Annotated in this window: 21 protein-coding genes; 15 read left to right on the top strand and 6 right to left on the bottom strand. The window is 41.2% G+C overall.

Annotation, left to right across the window (positions count from 1 at the left end):
* The first annotated feature begins 11 nt into the window (after window positions 1–11).
* From arsB to ACKU35_RS06105, 3 genes are all read left to right on the top strand, one after another.
* On the top strand, window positions 12–1,097 hold the full coding sequence (gene arsB / locus ACKU35_RS06115; RefSeq protein WP_319764130.1) for an ACR3 family arsenite efflux transporter: 1,086 nt from the start codon (window positions 12–14) through the stop codon (window positions 1,095–1,097).
* Between the two features lie 228 nt (window positions 1,098–1,325).
* The gene (locus tag ACKU35_RS06110) at window positions 1,326–1,805 is read left to right on the top strand and encodes an arsenate reductase ArsC (RefSeq protein ID WP_319764128.1); all 480 of its coding nucleotides are present in this window, start codon (window positions 1,326–1,328) and stop codon (window positions 1,803–1,805) included.
* Between the two features lie 603 nt (window positions 1,806–2,408).
* Window positions 2,409–3,440, top strand: coding sequence for an HD domain-containing phosphohydrolase (locus ACKU35_RS06105; protein ID WP_319764126.1), 1,032 nt, complete (start codon window positions 2,409–2,411; stop codon window positions 3,438–3,440).
* A gap of 273 nt (window positions 3,441–3,713) precedes the next feature.
* Here ACKU35_RS06105 and ACKU35_RS06100 read toward each other — a convergent pair whose 3' ends face one another.
* Window positions 3,714–4,199 (bottom strand): DUF3124 domain-containing protein, encoded by a 486-nt coding sequence (locus ACKU35_RS06100; RefSeq protein WP_319764124.1) that lies wholly within the window; start codon window positions 4,197–4,199, stop codon window positions 3,714–3,716.
* 598 nt (window positions 4,200–4,797) lie between these two features.
* Between ACKU35_RS06100 and ACKU35_RS06095 the strand changes: the two genes are divergently transcribed.
* A complete protein-coding gene (locus ACKU35_RS06095) occupies window positions 4,798–6,390 on the top strand; it encodes a diguanylate cyclase domain-containing protein (protein WP_319764122.1) in 1,593 nt (530 codons plus the stop codon).
* Window positions 6,391–6,752: 362 nt separating this feature from the next.
* Here ACKU35_RS06095 and ACKU35_RS06090 read toward each other — a convergent pair whose 3' ends face one another.
* On the bottom strand, window positions 6,753–6,950 hold the full coding sequence (locus ACKU35_RS06090; RefSeq protein ID WP_319764120.1) for a hypothetical protein: 198 nt from the start codon (window positions 6,948–6,950) through the stop codon (window positions 6,753–6,755).
* A 2-nt stretch (window positions 6,951–6,952) separates the two neighbouring features.
* Window positions 6,953–7,360: a hypothetical protein gene (locus ACKU35_RS06085; RefSeq protein ID WP_319764118.1), complete on the bottom strand. Its 408-nt coding sequence runs from the start codon at window positions 7,358–7,360 to the stop codon at window positions 6,953–6,955.
* Window positions 7,361–7,815: 455 nt separating this feature from the next.
* Here ACKU35_RS06085 and ACKU35_RS06080 point away from each other — a divergent pair, with 455 nt between their 5' ends.
* Entirely contained in the window at window positions 7,816–8,913 is a 1,098-nt protein-coding gene (locus tag ACKU35_RS06080; RefSeq protein WP_319764116.1) for a hypothetical protein, read from the top strand.
* A gap of 24 nt (window positions 8,914–8,937) precedes the next feature.
* Here the strand turns inward: ACKU35_RS06080 and ACKU35_RS06075 are convergent, their stop codons facing one another.
* Together ACKU35_RS06075 and ACKU35_RS06070 are read right to left on the bottom strand one after the other, a co-directional pair.
* A complete protein-coding gene (locus ACKU35_RS06075) occupies window positions 8,938–9,213 on the bottom strand; it encodes a hypothetical protein (RefSeq protein WP_319764114.1) in 276 nt (91 codons plus the stop codon).
* A gap of 138 nt (window positions 9,214–9,351) precedes the next feature.
* Entirely contained in the window at window positions 9,352–9,804 is a 453-nt protein-coding gene (locus ACKU35_RS06070) for a hypothetical protein (protein ID WP_319764113.1), read from the bottom strand.
* Window positions 9,805–9,987: 183 nt separating this feature from the next.
* On the opposite strand from ACKU35_RS06070, the gene ACKU35_RS06065 reads away from it, so the two are divergent.
* From ACKU35_RS06065 to trbJ, 9 genes are read left to right on the top strand one after another with little or no spacing between them, the layout of a single operon-like run.
* Window positions 9,988–10,176, top strand: a complete 189-nt coding sequence (locus ACKU35_RS06065; protein WP_319764111.1) for a helix-turn-helix transcriptional regulator — start codon at window positions 9,988–9,990, stop codon at window positions 10,174–10,176.
* Complete coding sequence (locus ACKU35_RS06060; protein ID WP_319764109.1) at window positions 10,160–10,516, top strand: TraK family protein; 357 nt, start codon at window positions 10,160–10,162, stop codon at window positions 10,514–10,516. The genes ACKU35_RS06065 and ACKU35_RS06060 overlap by 17 nt, the downstream gene beginning before the upstream one ends.
* Before the next feature lie 23 nt (window positions 10,517–10,539).
* Window positions 10,540–11,259, top strand: a complete 720-nt coding sequence (locus ACKU35_RS06055; protein ID WP_319764107.1) for a conjugal transfer protein TraL — start codon at window positions 10,540–10,542, stop codon at window positions 11,257–11,259.
* Between the two features lie 9 nt (window positions 11,260–11,268).
* On the top strand, window positions 11,269–11,682 hold the full coding sequence (locus ACKU35_RS06050) for a hypothetical protein (RefSeq protein WP_319764104.1): 414 nt from the start codon (window positions 11,269–11,271) through the stop codon (window positions 11,680–11,682).
* The gene (trbB, locus tag ACKU35_RS06045) at window positions 11,682–12,656 is read left to right on the top strand and encodes a P-type conjugative transfer ATPase TrbB (protein ID WP_319764102.1); all 975 of its coding nucleotides are present in this window, start codon (window positions 11,682–11,684) and stop codon (window positions 12,654–12,656) included. The genes ACKU35_RS06050 and trbB overlap by 1 nt, the downstream gene beginning before the upstream one ends.
* The gene (locus tag ACKU35_RS06040; protein WP_319764100.1) at window positions 12,643–12,957 is read left to right on the top strand and encodes a TrbC/VirB2 family protein; all 315 of its coding nucleotides are present in this window, start codon (window positions 12,643–12,645) and stop codon (window positions 12,955–12,957) included. The genes trbB and ACKU35_RS06040 overlap by 14 nt, the downstream gene beginning before the upstream one ends.
* Entirely contained in the window at window positions 12,954–13,229 is a 276-nt protein-coding gene (gene trbD / locus ACKU35_RS06035; protein WP_319764098.1) for a conjugal transfer protein TrbD, read from the top strand. The genes ACKU35_RS06040 and trbD overlap by 4 nt, the downstream gene beginning before the upstream one ends.
* Before the next feature lie 11 nt (window positions 13,230–13,240).
* Window positions 13,241–15,664: a conjugal transfer protein TrbE gene (locus ACKU35_RS06030; protein ID WP_319764096.1), complete on the top strand. Its 2,424-nt coding sequence runs from the start codon at window positions 13,241–13,243 to the stop codon at window positions 15,662–15,664.
* The gene (gene trbJ, locus ACKU35_RS06025) at window positions 15,661–16,485 is read left to right on the top strand and encodes a P-type conjugative transfer protein TrbJ (protein ID WP_319764094.1); all 825 of its coding nucleotides are present in this window, start codon (window positions 15,661–15,663) and stop codon (window positions 16,483–16,485) included. The genes ACKU35_RS06030 and trbJ overlap by 4 nt, the downstream gene beginning before the upstream one ends.
* On the opposite strand, the gene ACKU35_RS06020 is transcribed toward trbJ, so the two are convergent.
* Window positions 16,482–16,709, bottom strand: coding sequence for a hypothetical protein (locus tag ACKU35_RS06020; RefSeq protein WP_319764092.1), 228 nt, complete (start codon window positions 16,707–16,709; stop codon window positions 16,482–16,484). The two genes, trbJ and ACKU35_RS06020, sit on opposite strands and share 4 nt — an antisense overlap.
* A 1-nt stretch (window position 16,710) precedes the next feature.
* On the opposite strand from ACKU35_RS06020, the gene trbL reads away from it, so the two are divergent.
* Entirely contained in the window at window positions 16,711–17,940 is a 1,230-nt protein-coding gene (trbL, locus tag ACKU35_RS06015; protein ID WP_319764091.1) for a P-type conjugative transfer protein TrbL, read from the top strand.
* Window positions 17,941–17,950 lie beyond the last annotated feature (10 nt).

Raw genomic sequence — 17,950 nt, 5'->3', positions numbered from 1 at the left:
GAGGAGTAATTATGTCTGAATCTCTTGTAAAAAAATTATCGTTTCTAGATCGGTATCTAACACTTTGGATTTTTTTGGCGATGTTCGCGGGTGTTGGCAGTGGGTATTATTATCCTAATATAAAAAATGTTATTAATTCCTTCCAAGTAGGCACTACTAATGTTCCTATTGCAATCGGCTTAATCCTGATGATGTACCCACCGCTAGCCAAAGTTAAGTACGAGCAACTAGGGCAGGTCTTCAGAAATTTTAAGGTTCTGGCGTTATCTTTGATACAGAACTGGATCATTGGTCCTATCCTTATGTTCGGGCTCGCCATAACCTTTCTGTCTGGACAACATGAGTACATGGTAGGGCTGATACTTATTGGGCTCGCTCGCTGTATCGCCATGGTTATTGTCTGGAATGACTTGGCCAAGGGAGATACAGAATATTGTGCCGGATTGGTTGCATTCAATTCAATTTTCCAAGTTATATTTTTCTCTGCGTACGCTTATATATTTATTACAGTTCTTCCAGGGTGGTTCGGACTTCAGGGGGTCACTGTGGAGATAGCAATCGGGCAAATCTCTGAGAGTGTTTTTATCTACTTGGGGATTCCATTCATTGCAGGGTTGCTAACACGCTATATAGGCCTTAAGCTCAAAGGCCAAGAGTGGTATGAAAAAAAATTCATTCCACGTATTAGTCCTTTAACACTCGTATTTCTACTTTTCACAATTCTGGTCATGTTTTCTCTAAAGGGGGAGAAGGTAATCCAACTCCCGTTCGATGTCATACGTATTGCGATTCCTTTAAGTATTTATTTCTTACTAATGTTCCTTGTGTCCTTTTACTTGTCTTATAAAGCTGATGCGACGTATGAACAGGCCACAACACTCAGTTTCACAGCCGCGTCTAACAATTTTGAACTCGCTATAGCTGTCGCAATCGCCGTATTTGGTATTAATTCTGGAGAAGCTTTTGCAGCAGTAATTGGCCCACTCGTTGAAGTTCCTGTACTCATCGCTTTAGTACACGTGGCACTGTATTTAAAACGCAAATACTTCCCGAAAGCCATTAAAACTGTTGCCGGTGTATGTCATGTTAAGTGTTAAGTTTAACTAATATAGATATCACTCCCACATAGCTATCCCTATAGTTGAGAGCAGGCAAACTCTCAGTAAGCTATAGGGATAGCGCCCAAAATCTTTTCTTCATTTCACATAAACACATAACCGTAATTCAATTGTAAAGAAAATTCTAATGATTCCTTTATTTATAAGGTAATTTTTATGTCGCAAGCGACCTGGTGTTTTTATTTTTTATTTAAAAGGAGCCCTAGAATGGAAAAAATTCTTTTTATGTGTGCTAATAATAGTGCACGCAGTCAAATTGCTGAAGCTTACCTTAAGCAATTCGGGAAAGGTGAATTTCAAGTTGAAAGTGCGGGGTTTAAACCTACTGTTATCAATCCTTTAGTCGTTAAAGTCATGAGGGAAGAAGGGGTTGATTTATCGAATAAAGTTACCCAATCATCTTTTGACTTATTTAAGAAAGGAAGAACTTTTACCTATATAATTACAGTTTGTGATGAATCTATGGACGATATGTGTCCGGTATTTCCCGGAATGTCGCGTCGTTTGCATATCCCCTTTGATGACCCTGCAAAGTTAGAAGGGACTGAGAAAGAAAAAATTGAAAAAACAAGGGCTATTCGAGACAAAATCAAAGCGACAGTTAAAGAGATCATTAATTGGATACACACAGGCGACATAGAAAAAATTAGTGATTTTAGGAAAACAAAATATATTAAAGATGGTTAAATTTGAATATTTTTTAAGGCGAAAGTCTTATTGCTGATATGATGGACATCTCTCTAACACTATAAGTTTAGATTATTTAAAATGATTTTATAAATCAATTAAGAGCTATAGTGAGTTACCTAGAGCCAGTAATGTGGATGGCAGGATAAATAAAAAATTGGCCTAAATTAATCTATCGTAATTTTAGTGTTTTTAAAAATAAGTATCTGGTAATAAAAGAGATAACTTATATGGTTAAAGAAATTTGTAAAAAAATTTGGCCTGACCTATTGTATTAATCTTTTGCAAGAATTTTTGGGAGATGATAAAAATGAAAATATTATTTGGGTAGATGTGAGAGATTGTCCCACTTTGGCGTTTTCATTGTGGAAAATGATTATTAACAGTTAATTTATTGATGGATATTCAGGATAATTAGATTTACGTGGTATTTTTGGACAAAAATGAGTAGAATTATTTAAAATCATGAAATCAAATACATTGATCCTGATGTGTTAATATATTAACTTGTTCGATACTTTTGATTAATGAAGATGAAGTGGATATTCATCAAATTTAACGGTGTATTAGTTATGTTGAGTATCTTGATGCGAGGGATCATAAATGAAGCCAAAGAAAGTAGTTCTCGTTGTTGATGACAAACCTGAAAATATTGGTGTACTGCACGGAATACTTGGTAATGAATACACAATAAAGGCTGCTACAAACGGAGAAAAAGCTATAGCTGTAGCAAAGACTGCTCCAGTTCCGGACATCATTCTTTTGGATATAATGATGCCAGGTATGGATGGCTATAAAGTTTGTCGTATTTTAAAAGCTGATCCCTCTACAAGCAAGATACCTGTGATTTTCGTAACTGCAATGATTGGAGTTGAGGATGAGACTAAAGGGTTTGAAGTCGGTGGAGTTGATTATATTACAAAACCTGTGTCACCCTCGATTGTTTTAGCTCGACTAAGCACTCACCTTGAGCTAGCAGACCAACAATTTGCATGTGAAAAAAAAGTAGAACAGCAAGTAGCATTAATTAGTAAAGGTCAAAAAGATGCAATTTATATGTTAGGGCATGCTGGCCACTATAATGATGATGATACAGGGGTTCATATTTGGCGTATGGCTTCATATGCGAAAGCTATTGCCCAAACATTGAATTGGAGTGTTGATGAACAAGACGATTTATTACTAGCAGCCCCAATGCACGATACAGGAAAGATAGGTGTTCCAGATGAGATTTTGAAGAAACCTGGTAAATTAACGGATAAAGAATGGTTAATTATGCGCAAACATACAACTATTGGGCATAAAATTCTTTCTTTAAGCAATGCGCCTGTTTTTGTTTTAGCATCTGAGATAGCTTTATTTCATCATGAGCGGTGGGATGGGAATGGATATCCCAAAAGACTTAGTGAAGAAGAGATTCCTGCTTCAGCGAGAATAGTGGCACTGGCTGATGTTTTTGATGCTCTGACTATGGCTCGGCCTTACAAAAAAGCATGGCGTCCTGAGAGAGCTTTTGAATATATTGCTGATAGCAGAGGACATTTTGATCCAAACTTTGTTAAACTTTTTCTCTCTATCAAAAATTCAATTTTAGATATAAAAAAACATTGGGATAAAAAAGAAAAAAGGTTTTGACAGTTGATATATATTGTTTAGTGAAGTTAATTTAGAATTTATATCAATTAGCCTCATGAATTGTAAGATTTCCGACTTGATCTAAAATTTACTGTTTGAAACAGTTGAGGTCTTCCATTATTCTGTACCGGTCAAATATAGAGAAATCTGGCCTTCTGAGGGTGGTTTATGGGCGAGGGCAAAATCGTTTAGTGTCCGATCTCCCAGTAAAAAGGCCGGACTGGCACGTTAAGTACGAACCACTACATATGAATATTTCATACAAGGTATGATCTATGGATTTATTTCTCGCCCTCTGGACACAAAAGAAACACCCTGACTTGAAGCTGTCCCTATCATAACTGACTCCATCAAAGGACTATTTATCTGTTGTCTAGACTCCCATTTCACAAGAAAATTTGCTCCAAATCCTCCTGTCACATCTTTCTCTGGAATGGTAATATGGAAGGATTCTAATGGATCCAGCGAACGAGAAGATTTCAAGTATTTTTTAATGAGTTTTCCGTTGTTGTCATAGTAGTCTACAGAGGTGATAGATATTTTATTTTGAAGGTCAGTATTTCTTACACTCAAAGTGACTGTAAGCATGAATTCAGATTGTCTATTACCATAATAAACATGAGAATATGCAGGGACGTACACAGTACCATTATTACATAATCCTTGTTCAAACTGAGCATGAGCAGGCATTACGATAAGCTTTAGAAGCAAAAAGATGAAAAATGTTTTGTCTATTTTTTTAAAAAGAGTGATTATCATTTTGAGCTCTAGTTTTTTTATTTATTATAAAGTATGATGAGTTTGGAGTCAATAATTCAAATAGGTGAGACTGAACGTGCACAATAAAGGCTGTATTTATACAGAAAAAGCGAATTAAATGATGCAAAATAAAGCGATGAAAATTGAAACGCCATTAGTTACACCGTAATCACTTTTTCAAGTCATCTACAAATGGGGGATTCCCGGGTAACTTCCTCTTGGGATAGACGCAGACAGTATTTTGCTAAGAAGAAGCTAACAGATACGATGAGTTCAATATTCAGTGACCTGCGCGAATTTAGTCGTTGCTCCGTCTAAGTCTGTCGCGGTGTACGTACGGAAAATGATCCAACTTTTTAAAATAGCTGAGACAGTTATTACAGAGAAAAGCTGGAAACAGGAACGTCGTCTTAAAAATTGCAAAGAGTGGTCTAAAGTATGTAAGTATGCTCCTGTCTATAGGAGCTTGAATTTTCTAAATTAAAAGATTATAATATATATAAATTTTTAAGTTTTGTTGAAAATAGTTGTTTTTAAGATTCTAATTTTTTATGGGATCAATTGTCTGTGCTTTAGCCTGTTAAGAAATGTAATGATAATGAACTCAATAATAATTACGATAGATGAAAAAGAAGCAGTAAAGAAATCAATCATACTTTTTTTATTTTTATTTTTATTTTTTGGTTGTACTGCTGGAGGTCTAGTCGCAATCTATTATCAGTCTCAACTAACTACAGAAATATCTGTAATTAAAGATGATCAAGCGGCCTCTGTCACAACTAAAGAGAAGGTAATAGCGCATGAATTTGATGATGTTACCAGTGATTTGCTCTTTTTAGCTAATCAAAACGAAATTAAAGAGTACTTTAATGTTAAGAAACCTCATTTTCTTAGAAAGGTTGCAAGTGAATATTTAGAAATGGCCTCTCATAAAGATAATTATGCCCAAATCAGATTTATTGATGTTAATGGTGTAGAAAAGATACGAATTGATAATAATCAAGGGAAACATTTTATAAGTCCTAGTATGAACTTACAGGATAAATCAAGCCGATATTACTTAAAGGCATCGGAAAGATTAAAAATTCATGAAGTATATGTTTCTCCTATGGACTTAAACATTGAGAATGGAAAAATTGAACGCCCTTTTAAACCGATGATTCGATTTTCGACGCCAATTTTTGACTCGAACAATTTGAAGCAAGGGTATATCATAATAAATTATGATGCTCGAGAAATGATTACTGAGATAGTCAATGCTTTTAGGTCAGATATGGCGATTCCAATGCTTGTTAATAATGACGGTTATTGGTTGGTAAGCGGGGATAGTGAGAAAGATTGGGGTTTTGTTGTTCCAGGGCGCGAAAATCATACTTTTCCCAATAAATATCCACTCGAGTGGCAGCAGATGGTAAATAGAGAAATTGGGCAGCTGCACACAGATAATGGAATGTTTACATTCGTTAAAACTTACCCTTTTAAGAGATCTTTAAGCCCGAATTCTGCCGAAGTTAACAACTATTGGGTGTTATTGACCTTTATCCCCCATTCGGTAATATCGGGCATATCCTCTGTCTTGCGAATGAAGCTTTTATTTCTTGGAACTGGTCTTTTTTTATTTACTACTACAGTTGCTTGGTTTTTGGCGTTAGCTATCACGAAGCGAAAAATTTATCAAAGTAGACTTATCTCTCTGGCCTTGCATGACGGTTTGACAGGGCTGGCAAATAGAAAGTTATTTTATGACCGCTTGGAAACGGGACTTGATTTAGCGGAAAGATACGGCCGTCGTTTGGGCCTTCTGTATATTGATCTTGATGGGTTTAAAAAAATTAATGACGATTTGGGGCACGTTTCAGGAGATTCTTTGTTGATTAAATTCAGCAAATTACTAAAATCTTTGGTTAGAAAGACAGATACGGTAGCTAGGCTCGGAGGTGATGAGTTCGCAATTGTTTTAACTGAAATAGAGTCTGCTGCAGATGCCATTTTTGTTGCGAAAAAGATTACAGACAGCCTCGCCCTTCCTATCGAAATTGAAGGTGGGAGCGTGAATATAGGCGCCAGCATAGGCATTGCCGTATTTCCCGACATGTCGCGAAATTTAGAAGAACTCATCCATTTAGCGGATATTTCTATGTACAAGTCAAAGGAAAATGGTAAAAACACATTCACTTTGGCAAGGCTTTGAAATACGCAAAAATTTGGTTCAAGGAACTAATACAAATCATATTCTATGGTAAATTACCCCAATAAGCACAGGTAAGATTGTCACATAGACTTCGCAACTCGTCATTCATAATCTTCACCACTCTTCGCCTCCTTTATGGAAATTTAGTTTATGGCACGAACAGCACCAGTTGCGGTTTAAACGTGCTCAATTCGTATAATTCCCCCCGGTTCAGCGGGGGTAGTAGGGTTGATAATGTTTTGTCTTTAAGGTCCACATAGATTTCAGCCCCTTAGAACCGAAGGTTTACTTAATAGCCGAAGAGACTCACAAAGGACCGTGTTACCGGGGCAGCTCCTCGTTACTCGACACGGCGTGTCTCCTTAAAACAGCAGTTTAGCCCGCTCCATGTCCATCTGGATTGTCTCCAAATCGTTCTTAAGCTGTTCTATCAGCTGCATGCGCTCTTCAAAGGAAGTGCCTTCAGTCTCGATTTTATCCAGTGCCTCAAAAGCCTGAACCATCCGGCCCTGTGCATGTTGAAGGGGATTGCGCATCTGTCCACAAAACACTTTGATCATATTTATACCTCCTGACATCTATCTTTCCTCTTTGGCCCCGGATCTGCCTCATTACCTACCAGCTCCAAATTACAAAGCTTCACAGGTTCCCGGACACCTCTTACATACGAACACCAATTCTTGTTCTCATCCTGAAAAGGAGTTGAGCAGGTAAAAGACAATTCAGAGGACTTCAAGTCATCTTCAAAATGAACTCTTACTCTTGTTCTTTGGGGAAAAGTTGCGGGAGAAACTTCTTGAATTAAAGGAAGATCCAAAGCTTCAGCACTCAACCTTTCAACCATAGCCATCACTTCTGGGTAAGTATAAAAGGAAGCTTGCTGTCTTTTACCGCCGACCCATGACCGCCCGACTAGAACTCGGTAAAGATCATCACTGGCCAGCTCATCAAAAAGAAAAGCTGAAAACACAGATATTTTTAGAGCCGTGAATCTGTGCTGGCGTAAGATTATGCTAAAAACAGGTTCCATTTTTATAATTTGGAGTCTTATTTGCGTCTACGCCAACGCAAATGAAATTTTAAATTTTGAATTTTATATTCATATATGGTGTCGCCAGTCCCAAACCCTCTATCTAAACCTTCATCAATCCAATTGACAAAACCTATCAACGAAACGATAGGAATCAACGCGGCCAGAAGTACAGCGACCAACCAAGAGTCAAACCCATTAAAATCAATAGCATAGTATATACAGACAGGAAAAAGGATTAGCCACCAAGCAATATTTCCCAGAAGATACCAAAGTGGCAGCTTTGATTTTATATGTATAAAGCATTTCATTCTGTTCTCGCCTCATGCGTACTTGATCAACGAATATAAAAAATATAACTAGACAGCTTCAATCTCACCATCCAAGGAGCTGACATGAAAAGATTTCTCCCCATTATATTTATTGTATTCCTATGCTGTGCCTTTTTCGGTTCTCCAAAGATTGAAACTGATTCGGACAAAAACTTCCGAGACTCAATAATTAAAATGCTCGACAGCCTTAATCCTGACAACAGAAAGGAGTTGGCTAAGTACTTCAGCTTAATTCTAACCAACGGAAAAAGCGAAACAGACATCACTCTAACTGCCCAATCTTCAATGAGATTAGGTTGTTCATTGCAAGATGTTTACACACTTTGTGAACAGAACGCTCAATGGGGTAACAAAACATATTTAAACAACCTTAACTCATTAGATGGTTACACTTTTGATGACTTGCGAAAACGTGCAACAGTATTAAAAAAAACATACCAAACCAATAAGGCAAAAGAAGAAACTGAATGGCGAAGCAAAAAAATCACCCAGCTCCAGCAAAAACTCGTTAAAACAAAATCCAGCATCAGCGACATAAAAAAACAAGAAAATAAAATCGAAGATGCACAGGCAATTATTACTGTTTCAAAGAACTATGCAAAAAAAATCAAGTTAAAAACCTCAGAAACCCCCATAAAGGACAAAGTAGGTAATTACGCAAGATCTATTAATGTTCATATTACTCTTTCAAACAATGGCGATAAATCCATTCACTATCTTAGATTCAAAACCACTGTTAATGACACCAAAGAAAAAAGAGTTAGAGAATATTTTAATGAGCTAAAATTAGCCAAACCAATTAATTCAGGATCTAATTTAAAAAAAATATTTAAAATTGGACGCATAGCTTATTTTCAGTACCCCCCACAGGGAGTAAAAATAACCACCACAATTGACCAAATCATCACTACTGATTGTTACAACATTGTCGTCAAAGCCTGGAATAAACGTTTTTCAGGAGGATTTTTTTATAAAGATGCCACACGGATGCTACATAACAAAAAGGCAGAACTTGTGAGAGCACAAGATTATCTTCTAAGACACAAGCAATGGCTTGAAAAAACGATTAACCTTATTGAGGCTGGAAAAATAAAAAACAAGCACGACGAATCCGAGAAAATGGGTTTTGAGCCGAGCCAGACAATAAGCAACAACTTTTAACCGCAACCAGGTTACTGAGGAGTGCTATAACAAAATTTCCTTCTCAATAACTCCAAACCGCCGAATCCCGTATTCCACAAGATCTGTGCTTCGATAGAGAATTTTCTTACCGCTCTTGAAATGGCTTCGTGGGCCAACCATCCTGCTATCATCATTTCGCAAGGTCTTTGGAGACAGCCAGCCTCCGGTATATTTATCCACATCATGCCGTGCGATCACAGGGGGAAGCCCAGCAATCAGCATATCTTTAAATGCGGTCTCATGTTCCGTTAATGGTCGTTCCCAATTAATTGTTGCCATAGTGAATACCTAGATTAATATAGATGTAATTTGTCTAGGCCTACCAATACTACTTCGTGTTGTCATATGTCAACATTTTGAGCAAAATTTTAAAAACTTACCCAAAGAATATTATCTTTTACCCTGAAAAGGCCTCGCCTAACTAGCGATTCTTTTACGCGCCACAACTTCGGTTGAGTTCTCAGACAACTTAGCGGCACGCTCAATGATAGCAGACAAATCCTGAGAAAGAGTTTTACAAAGTTTGTAAAGCAATTCAGCAGAAAAGGAGCTATTTCCCTCAAGTGCATTCACCAACTCATCCGAGTCCAAATCGGAAGATTCAGCCAGCTCAGAGTAAGACCAGGCTTGAGCTTCAGCGGTACCTTTCAATATCTTGGCAACATGCAAATCCATTGCAGACGGAGGAGGATATGCAGCTTCACCGAAAATCTCTTTCGGATGGATAGACAATGCACCCATATACCTAAGAACATCAGCAACAGGAGTCCTTTCTCCACCACGCTCCTCACGCAGCCAGCGAGACACAGTATCCCTACCAACTCCTAGCGTCTTGCCTATTTCGTCAAGGGTAGCACCAGTGCTTCTCAACTCTCTAATACTCTTTAAGATAACACCCCATATTCTAGCAGCTTCGGGGTCATACTTTTTATTCATAAAATATAAGCTATATATTTTTTTGTTGTCACACCCCTATTTTATGTTGACTATTTTGTTGGCACATGACAACAAAGTCCCATGAACAAGCTTAAGCAAACCATTCATGAAAAACAAATGTCGTACGCTGAAGTAGGAAGGAAGATCGGTTATGGCCGCGATATGGTCTCTCGTCACTGCAGTGGCGACAGGAAAATATCCGCTGAAGCCGCATACAAATACAATAAGGTACTGGGCATCCCTTTGCACGAATTACGCCCCGATATTTTTGATAAAGAAGAGCAGCCAAATGAGCCAGAAGAATAAAGGTTTCGCACGCGTAGAGTTCTTAGCAAATCTAAAAACAATTCGCGAACTCACTAAGCAAGGCTACACGAAAAAAGCCATTTACGAGCAGCTTCATGGAGAAGGCAAAGTTTCCATGACATACATCCACTTCTGCCGTTTCGATCCATATACAGGGCAAAGCTTAAGATCTCGCAACTCATCCCCGGCCATAACAGGCACTCCTGCTGTAAGGACCGTCTCCGCACTCCCTGTACCCCTCCGTGGAGACGGTCCTCATGCAGGGCAGTCTGATAATGATTCAAAATTTTCTTTCAAGAAAAAAGTGACTCAGGAAGATCTTGAAACAGATCTGGTCTGAGAACAAATACAAGGAGTGAAACTATGGCTACAATCAACATGATTCTTCAAGGAAAAGGCGGCGTAGGTAAAAGCTTGGTCGCCAGCATTCTTACCCAGCATTTTCTGGAATCCGGAAAGGACGTCTGCTGCGTAGACACAGACCCCGTAAATGCGACTTTTGCCGGCTACAAAAAATTCAACGTCACCGCTCTGGATATTATGAATGACAACGACATTGACTCCAGACGCTTTGATCAGCTCGTTGAACTTATGATGGCCCTGCCCGATGACTCTGAAATGGTAATCGACAACGGAGCCGCCACTTTCGTTCCGCTGGCAAGCTATCTGGCTGACAATGATGTTCTGGGGCTTCTTTATGAAAGCGGCCACCAAGTCAATATTCATTCCGTAATTACAGGGGGACAAGCCCTTCCCGACACCTTGAACGGGCTACGCTCCATTATCAATACATTTGAAGTACCCATTTACGTCTGGTTGAACCGTTTTTTCGGACAAATCGTCATGAAAGGTAAAAGTTTTGAAGAATTCAAAGTCTACCAAAACAATGTCGACCGTCTGGCAGCACTGGTCCGCATTCCCCAGAAAAAGAAAGAGACGTTCGGCAAGGATCTCGAAAACCTGCTCACCTCAAAAATAACCTTTCAGGAAGCCCAGGATAGCGATCTGCCGATAATGACCAGGCAGCGTCTGAAAATGTTCTGGAATGAAATGAAAACAGAACTCGTGACCTGCGGAATGTAAGGACCAGCTATGTCTGAGCAAGTTCCCAATAATGCCCCCCTCACCATTCAGGGCGTGCGCGATCTCATTGCAAAAGAGCACAATCTGCTGCTCGATGAGGATGACCCTATCCTCGTTGCAGTGACCATGCATCGCGCCGCCTTGGATGAGTATGACCGGCTGCTGCAAAATCACAAGCAGCAGCTCTCTAAAGACATGGAAGAGCATGGTTCCTCTTTTGCTCTGGAGGTGCGCAAATCAACCAACAGCCTCTTGAGTAAGGCCGTCAAAGCAAACATTGAAAACTGCCTGAGCGTCATCAATGAACATCAGGGACAGATGAATAACTTCCTTGGCTCGATGAGAGGATTGGCTGTCCTTGCCGGCGTCTTATTTGGCCTTTCCATAGCAGTTTCAATCTCAGTAATTGTGTGGGGGGCATAATGGAAGAACTTACGATGGAAGACCGTCTTGTAAACAATATGCTCCATAACATGGGGAGTAATATTGTTTCAGCTCTGGAAGATGAGCGGGTTGTGGAAATCATGGTTAACCCCGACGGGAAACTCTGGATTGAAAAGATTGGCGAAGAGATGAAGGAAATGGGGCAGATCCCCTCCGTTCAGACGGCTATGATCGTCTCACTAGTCGCAAGTGCCCTCGATATAATCGTCAACAAGGAATCACCTATTGTCGAAGGAGAACTTCCCAAAGCGGCTCCGCTTAATGGAGGCCGTTTTGAAGGGCTGTTCCCTCCTGTTGTGCAAGCGGCCTCTTTCACTATCAGGAAGAAAGCTAGCCATATCTTTACCTTGGAACAATATATTGAAGCAAATATCATGACTCCTGAGGTAATGTTCGCAATAAAGGCTGCCATAGCTCAGAAAAAAAACATTGTGGTGGTCGGCGGCACCGGCTCAGGCAAGACCACACTGGTCAACGGAATTATCAAATCCATTTCAGAACTTGCCCCGGTAGATAGGCTGATCATCATCGAAGATACGGCTGAACTCCAAAGCCAATCACGCAACACTCTTCTCTTGCGATCCACTCACAGCACCACCATCCAGACATTGGTCCGGGCGACAATGAGGCTTCGCCCGGACCGGATACTAGTCGGTGAGGTTCGAGGAGGAGAAGCACTTGATCTACTAAAAAGCTGGAACACAGGACACCCGGGGGGCGTGGCTACCGTTCACGCCAACTCTGCGGCAGAAGGACTCCTGCGCATTGAACAGCTTATCTCGGAAGCTTCCACGTCACCTATGCCACATCTAATCGGATCGGCTGTGGACTTTGTAATTTTTATTCGCCGCACCAAGACAGGGCGAACCGTTTCGGAAGTAGCCTCTGTTTGCGGATACGACGCTCTGAACCAAACATATATTCTGGAGTACATCTACAATGAAAAGAACTAACAAACTTCTGATGTTGGCTTTAGCCGGCATGATGCTCATTCCTGACTATGCGCAGGCTTCAACATCCATCACGGACTTCAACACACCGTTTGAAACCTTTGTAGGCATCTTTACCGGCCCCGTCGGTAAATACATGTCGATAGGAGGAATCGTAGGTGTCGGCCTGACTTTGATCTTTCGCCACGATGATATGACCGGCCCGATAAAATTGCTGCTTGGTGTGGTGCTTGCCATCTGCATCGTAGTTTTCGGTTCTACTCTAGTTGAAAACACCTGGACATTTACTGGAGCAGTTCTGTGAGAACAGTCGTAATTCATGAATCCCTAAACAGAAAAATTCTCGTCATGGGCGGAGATAGAGAACTGGTTATGGTGTCCGCTCTCATCGCCATTGTTCTGGGAGTTGGGGGAACAACGATTATTTCAGGGATTACCGGAGTTGTGTTCTGGGTCGCTTCGCTTTTCATTTTCCAAAATATGGCAAAAAAAGATCCTCAAATGTTTCAGGTCTGGCTCCGACACAGAAAACAGCAGGCTTATTACCCTGCGCGATCAACTCCATTTAGTAAATAAAGAGATATTTCATGATCAAATTAAACGACTACCGTGACCAAGCCAAAGGTCTTCCGGACCTCCTGCCATATGCTGCCATGGTTGAAAATGGAATAATCCTTTGCAAAGACGGCTCACTCATGGCCGGCTGGCAATTCAGGGCAAAAGACACGGCTTCGAGCACTGCTGCCGAATTAAGCACGGTCAGCAATACCGTGAACAACGCTCTCAAGATTCTGGATAGCGGCTGGATGTGCCATGTTGAAGCTATTCGCTCACCATCAACGGCATATCCACATGCCGGTGCCAGTTTTTTCCCTGATCGCGTAACTAAATTAATAGAAGAAGAACGCCGCCGCATGTTTCAGGCTGCGGGAATGTTCTACTCCACTGAAACTTTTCTGGTAGTAAGCTATAAGCCGCAATTCTTTTCCGAAAAGCTGGGTAGCATGGCCTATGAAAATGCCGTCCAGACAAACACTCTTGAAAAAAATCTTTCCAAATTTAAATCAGCCCTTGATGAGCTTGAAGACGCTTTATCTTCAGCCATGCAGATGGCTCGTCTCAGGGACGAAGCAGTCAAAGACGAATTTGATCATATTCAAACATACTCACCTTTACTGACTCTGCTCACTAGGTGCATCACAGGCGACAACCACCCCATAGTTCTTCCGCATACCCCCATGTACCTTGATGCAATTATCGGCAACGAGGATCTTTATGGCGGAATTCAACCAAAGATCGGCGATAAATATATCAGTATGCTTTCTCTTTCCGGGCTTCCACCTGAAAGCTATCCCTCCATCCTATGTTGCTTTGAAGGATTACCGGTCGAATACCGTTTTTCCAACAGATTCATATTTATGGACCAGCTTGAAGCCCTCAAGGAGCTTGAAAAATACAGAAAATCATGGCGCCAGAAAATGGTCAAATTAATTGATGGCGTATTTAACAGTGCCAATGCCAGAACAGATAATGATGCAAAGAGCATGACCGAAGATGCCGAAGATGCCATTCAGGAAATTCAATCCGGACTTGTCGGAGCAGGCTTCTATACATCAAGCATTGTTTTAATGAGTTCAGATCCCGAAGAACTGGACTACGCGATTAGGGAACTGCGTAGACAGATCCAGGTAAGGGGTTTTCACTGCATGGTAGAAACTATCAATGCTTTAGAAGCATGGCTTGGTACACATCCAGGGAACTCATTCGCTAACATCCGCAGGCCGATTATTAATACAATGAACCTTGCGGACCTGCTGCCGCTGGCGACGATCTGGTCCGGACGTGAATACAATCCTTCACCCATGTTTCCTCCCAATTCTCCACCACTAATGCATTGCGCTACAGATGGTTCCACGCCATACAGATTAAACCTTCATGTAAGCGATATCGGACACACACTGATATTCGGTCCCACCGGCGCAGGTAAGTCTACTCTCTTGGGAATTATTGCAGCTCAATTCAGACGCTATCCTAAAGCAACTATTTTCGCCTTTGACAAGGGTATGTCTATGTTTCCCCTTTGTAAGGCTGTCGGTGGATCTCATTATGAAATAGCCGGCGATGATTCCAGCCTGTCATTTGCTCCTCTTCAACATGTAGAATCAGATTCAGAACAGAGTTGGGCTGAGGGATGGATTGAAACTTGTGCCACCTTGCAGGGACTGACCGTTTTGCCGGCGCATAGGAATGCAATACACTCCGCCATGAATATGATCAGGAACAACCCGCCGAACCTGCGATCCCTTACAGATTTTTATCACAGTATTCAGGACACCGAGCTGCGTGAAGCAATCAAACACTATACCGGGCAAGGAGCCATGGGGACATTACTGGATGCCCCCGTTGACGATCTTGGAATTTCCGATTTCATGGTCTTTGAAATTGAAGAGCTTATGAACCTTGGTGATAAAAACCTAATTCCCGTTCTGCTCTATCTTTTTCACCGAATTGAAAAAGCACTGACCGGACAGCCGGCCATTTTGATTCTGGATGAGGCTTGGATCATGCTTGGTCATAAAGTGTTCAAGGAAAAGATTCGCGAATGGCTCAAGGTTCTGCGTAAGGCTGGATGCGCCGTAATCCTTGCAACCCAATCTTTGTCTGATTCCGCTCGATCTGGAATCCTTGATGTCCTTGTGGAGTCCTGCCCTACAAAAATTTTCCTTCCGAACGCAACCGCGATTCAGGAAGCTCAGTACCAGCTTTACCAAAATCTGGGACTCAATTCCCGGCAGATAGAAATCATCGCATCATCCGCCCCCAAACGCGATTACTACGTTGTTTCCCCTGAAGGACGCAGGCTTATTGACTTGGCCCTAGGTCCGATAGCTCTTTCCTTTGTTGGTTCCTCCGACAAAGGAAGCATTGCGCGGATCAAAGAGTTGGACAAGCTCCATGGACAGAACTGGCCACAAAAGTGGCTTGAAGAAAGACAAGGAGATTTCAAATGAAAATCACTAAAATGAAATTAATAATTACCTCCATTTTCATTGGAGCTTTTTTAACTGTTTCGACTCCAGCTTCAGCCATGGTTGTCACCTGCACCAACTGCAGTGACAAATTCCTGCAAGCACTGGAACGGGCCACCAACATAGAACAGCTTGAATCCCTGTGGAAGACCTATGCAGAAGAAATGATGCAGACCCAGCAGCAGATCATGATGGTGAAGCAAAACATCGAGCAGTACGTGAACATGGTCAAAAATACCATCCGTCTGCCGTTTGCCATCAAGAACAGCGTTATCCGTGATTTCAAACAACTTGCTTCTCTGACAATGGGACTAAAAGAAACCGTTGCAAACATAGAAGTGCTGGATGGTGTTTATGACGCTCATTACCCGAACTTCAATTCAGCAAAACAGCTCGTCGGTCTCCCTTCTGGAGAAGTCAATCCCCAATTTTACAAACACTATGCCGATTGGTCTGAAAGAGTGGATGAAGCAGCAAAGGCAACATTCAAAGCCTCTGGACAAATGCTGAAAGAAATCAGCGAATCAGAAGAATTTGATGCCTACATCGACCAACTTTTAAGTTCGCCAGAAGGCCGTATGCAGGCTCTGGATGCGGCCAACCGTCTCTCTTTAGTCCAGATAACAGAGGCAAGAAAGTTACGTGCACTCATGGCAATACATATCCAGAATCAAATAATGCTCCAACAAAAACAAGAAAAGGAAGATCAAACCCGTAGGCTGCATGAAGAAACATTCTTCAAAAACATCTACAAGAAACAACTCGACAGGGAAGATCCGGAACCGGTCAGCAATCACTTTTAATTCTTGGCCTTGGCCTTTGGTTGAGTGGAATTTGCAGAGGAATCTAACTCAACAAACCGATTCATAAAAGCCTTAGTCGATTCTTCATCCCATTTGATACCGCTCTTAGCTGCATCCTCTGCAAGAGTGTGAGGTTTAATTCCCTTAACTTCAGCCTGCTGTTCGTTCTGAGTACAACCAGAAAAAAAGGCAAAAAACATAACAAAAAGCAGAAAGGTTCGCATAATGAATATCTCCTTTAAAATTTGTAAAAATATACCCTTACACTTATTTATAAGCAACAAAAAGTTCTTCTATATTGTTGGGTTGAGTACAATTTTATTACTACTTGCGACCAGTGCCTTCGCTCAAGAAACAATCGAACCAACTCAAGACACACACCTTCTCTCTATACTTCTGAATCGATTTCAAACAGAGTCAGATAAATGGGAGCCTCTTATACAAGGATATTCCCTCGCCCTTTTTAAATATCTGCTCATTATAGATATTGTATGGAAAGGAATAAGGCTCGGCATTAAAAGAGCACCAGTAGAAGAAATCATATCAGAACTGCTTCTGTTCGTATTGTTCTCCACCATAATGTTGGTGACTATTTTCCACTATAAAGAATGGTCCAATTCAATCATGGCTCTTTTTAGCCATATAGCTCAGGACGCCGGGGCTCCAGAAGCCACACCAACAGCTATTTTCAAAGCTGGCATGAAAATACTAGGAAAAATTTGGGCTGAAGCATCAGTGTGGAGTCCTATTACCGGTACCGTATATGCTCTATGCGCAATAGCATTAATCATTACATTTTCTCTTATTGCAGCCCAGATGATGCTGGTAAAATGCGAATCCTTCATTGTCCTCAATGCCGGGGCCATACTTCTCGGCTTGGGTGGTGCGCAGATAACCAGAGAATATGCCATCAATTTCCTGCGCTATGCACTTTCAGTCGCTTTAAAGCTCTTTGTCATGCAACTCCTTGTTTCTTTAAGTATTACTTTCATCAACGAATTCGTAGCACTTAACGCAAAAAATGTTCAGGAAATCTTTGTAGTTCTAGGCGCATCAGTAATCATACTCGCTCTCACCATGTCCATCCCAGACATTGTTTCAGGAATAGTCAACGGTTCTCATGTTTCAACAGGAAATGCCATGGCTTCCGCAGTTACAGCTGTCAGTACGGCCACTCTGGCTGCTGGGCGTGGTTTTAGTGGCGGGTTGGGTGGTGCTGTTGGAGCTAAACGAAGCATGGATTCTCTTAAGGAAGCTTGTTCCTTCGCGGACTCAGCCGGGAAAAGTGGCATGGGCAAAATTGGCCATGTAGCCGGCACAGGAATGAGAGCCTTACGCGATAACCTTTCGCAAGGCAGATCGGCCGGAGTTCGCAGCAGCGTGAAAGCTCAGCACGAAGCTTTCAAAATGGAACAAGCAGATTCTGGACCATCAAACGACTGGTGGCATCCTTAACCAATGGAGT

This window comes from Maridesulfovibrio sp. (genome assembly GCF_963676065.1).
Taxonomy (GTDB): Bacteria; Desulfobacterota; Desulfovibrionia; order Desulfovibrionales; family Desulfovibrionaceae; genus Maridesulfovibrio.
The sequence above is the reverse complement of the archived record's forward strand: the minus strand, read 5'-3'. Positions and strand labels throughout refer to the sequence as shown.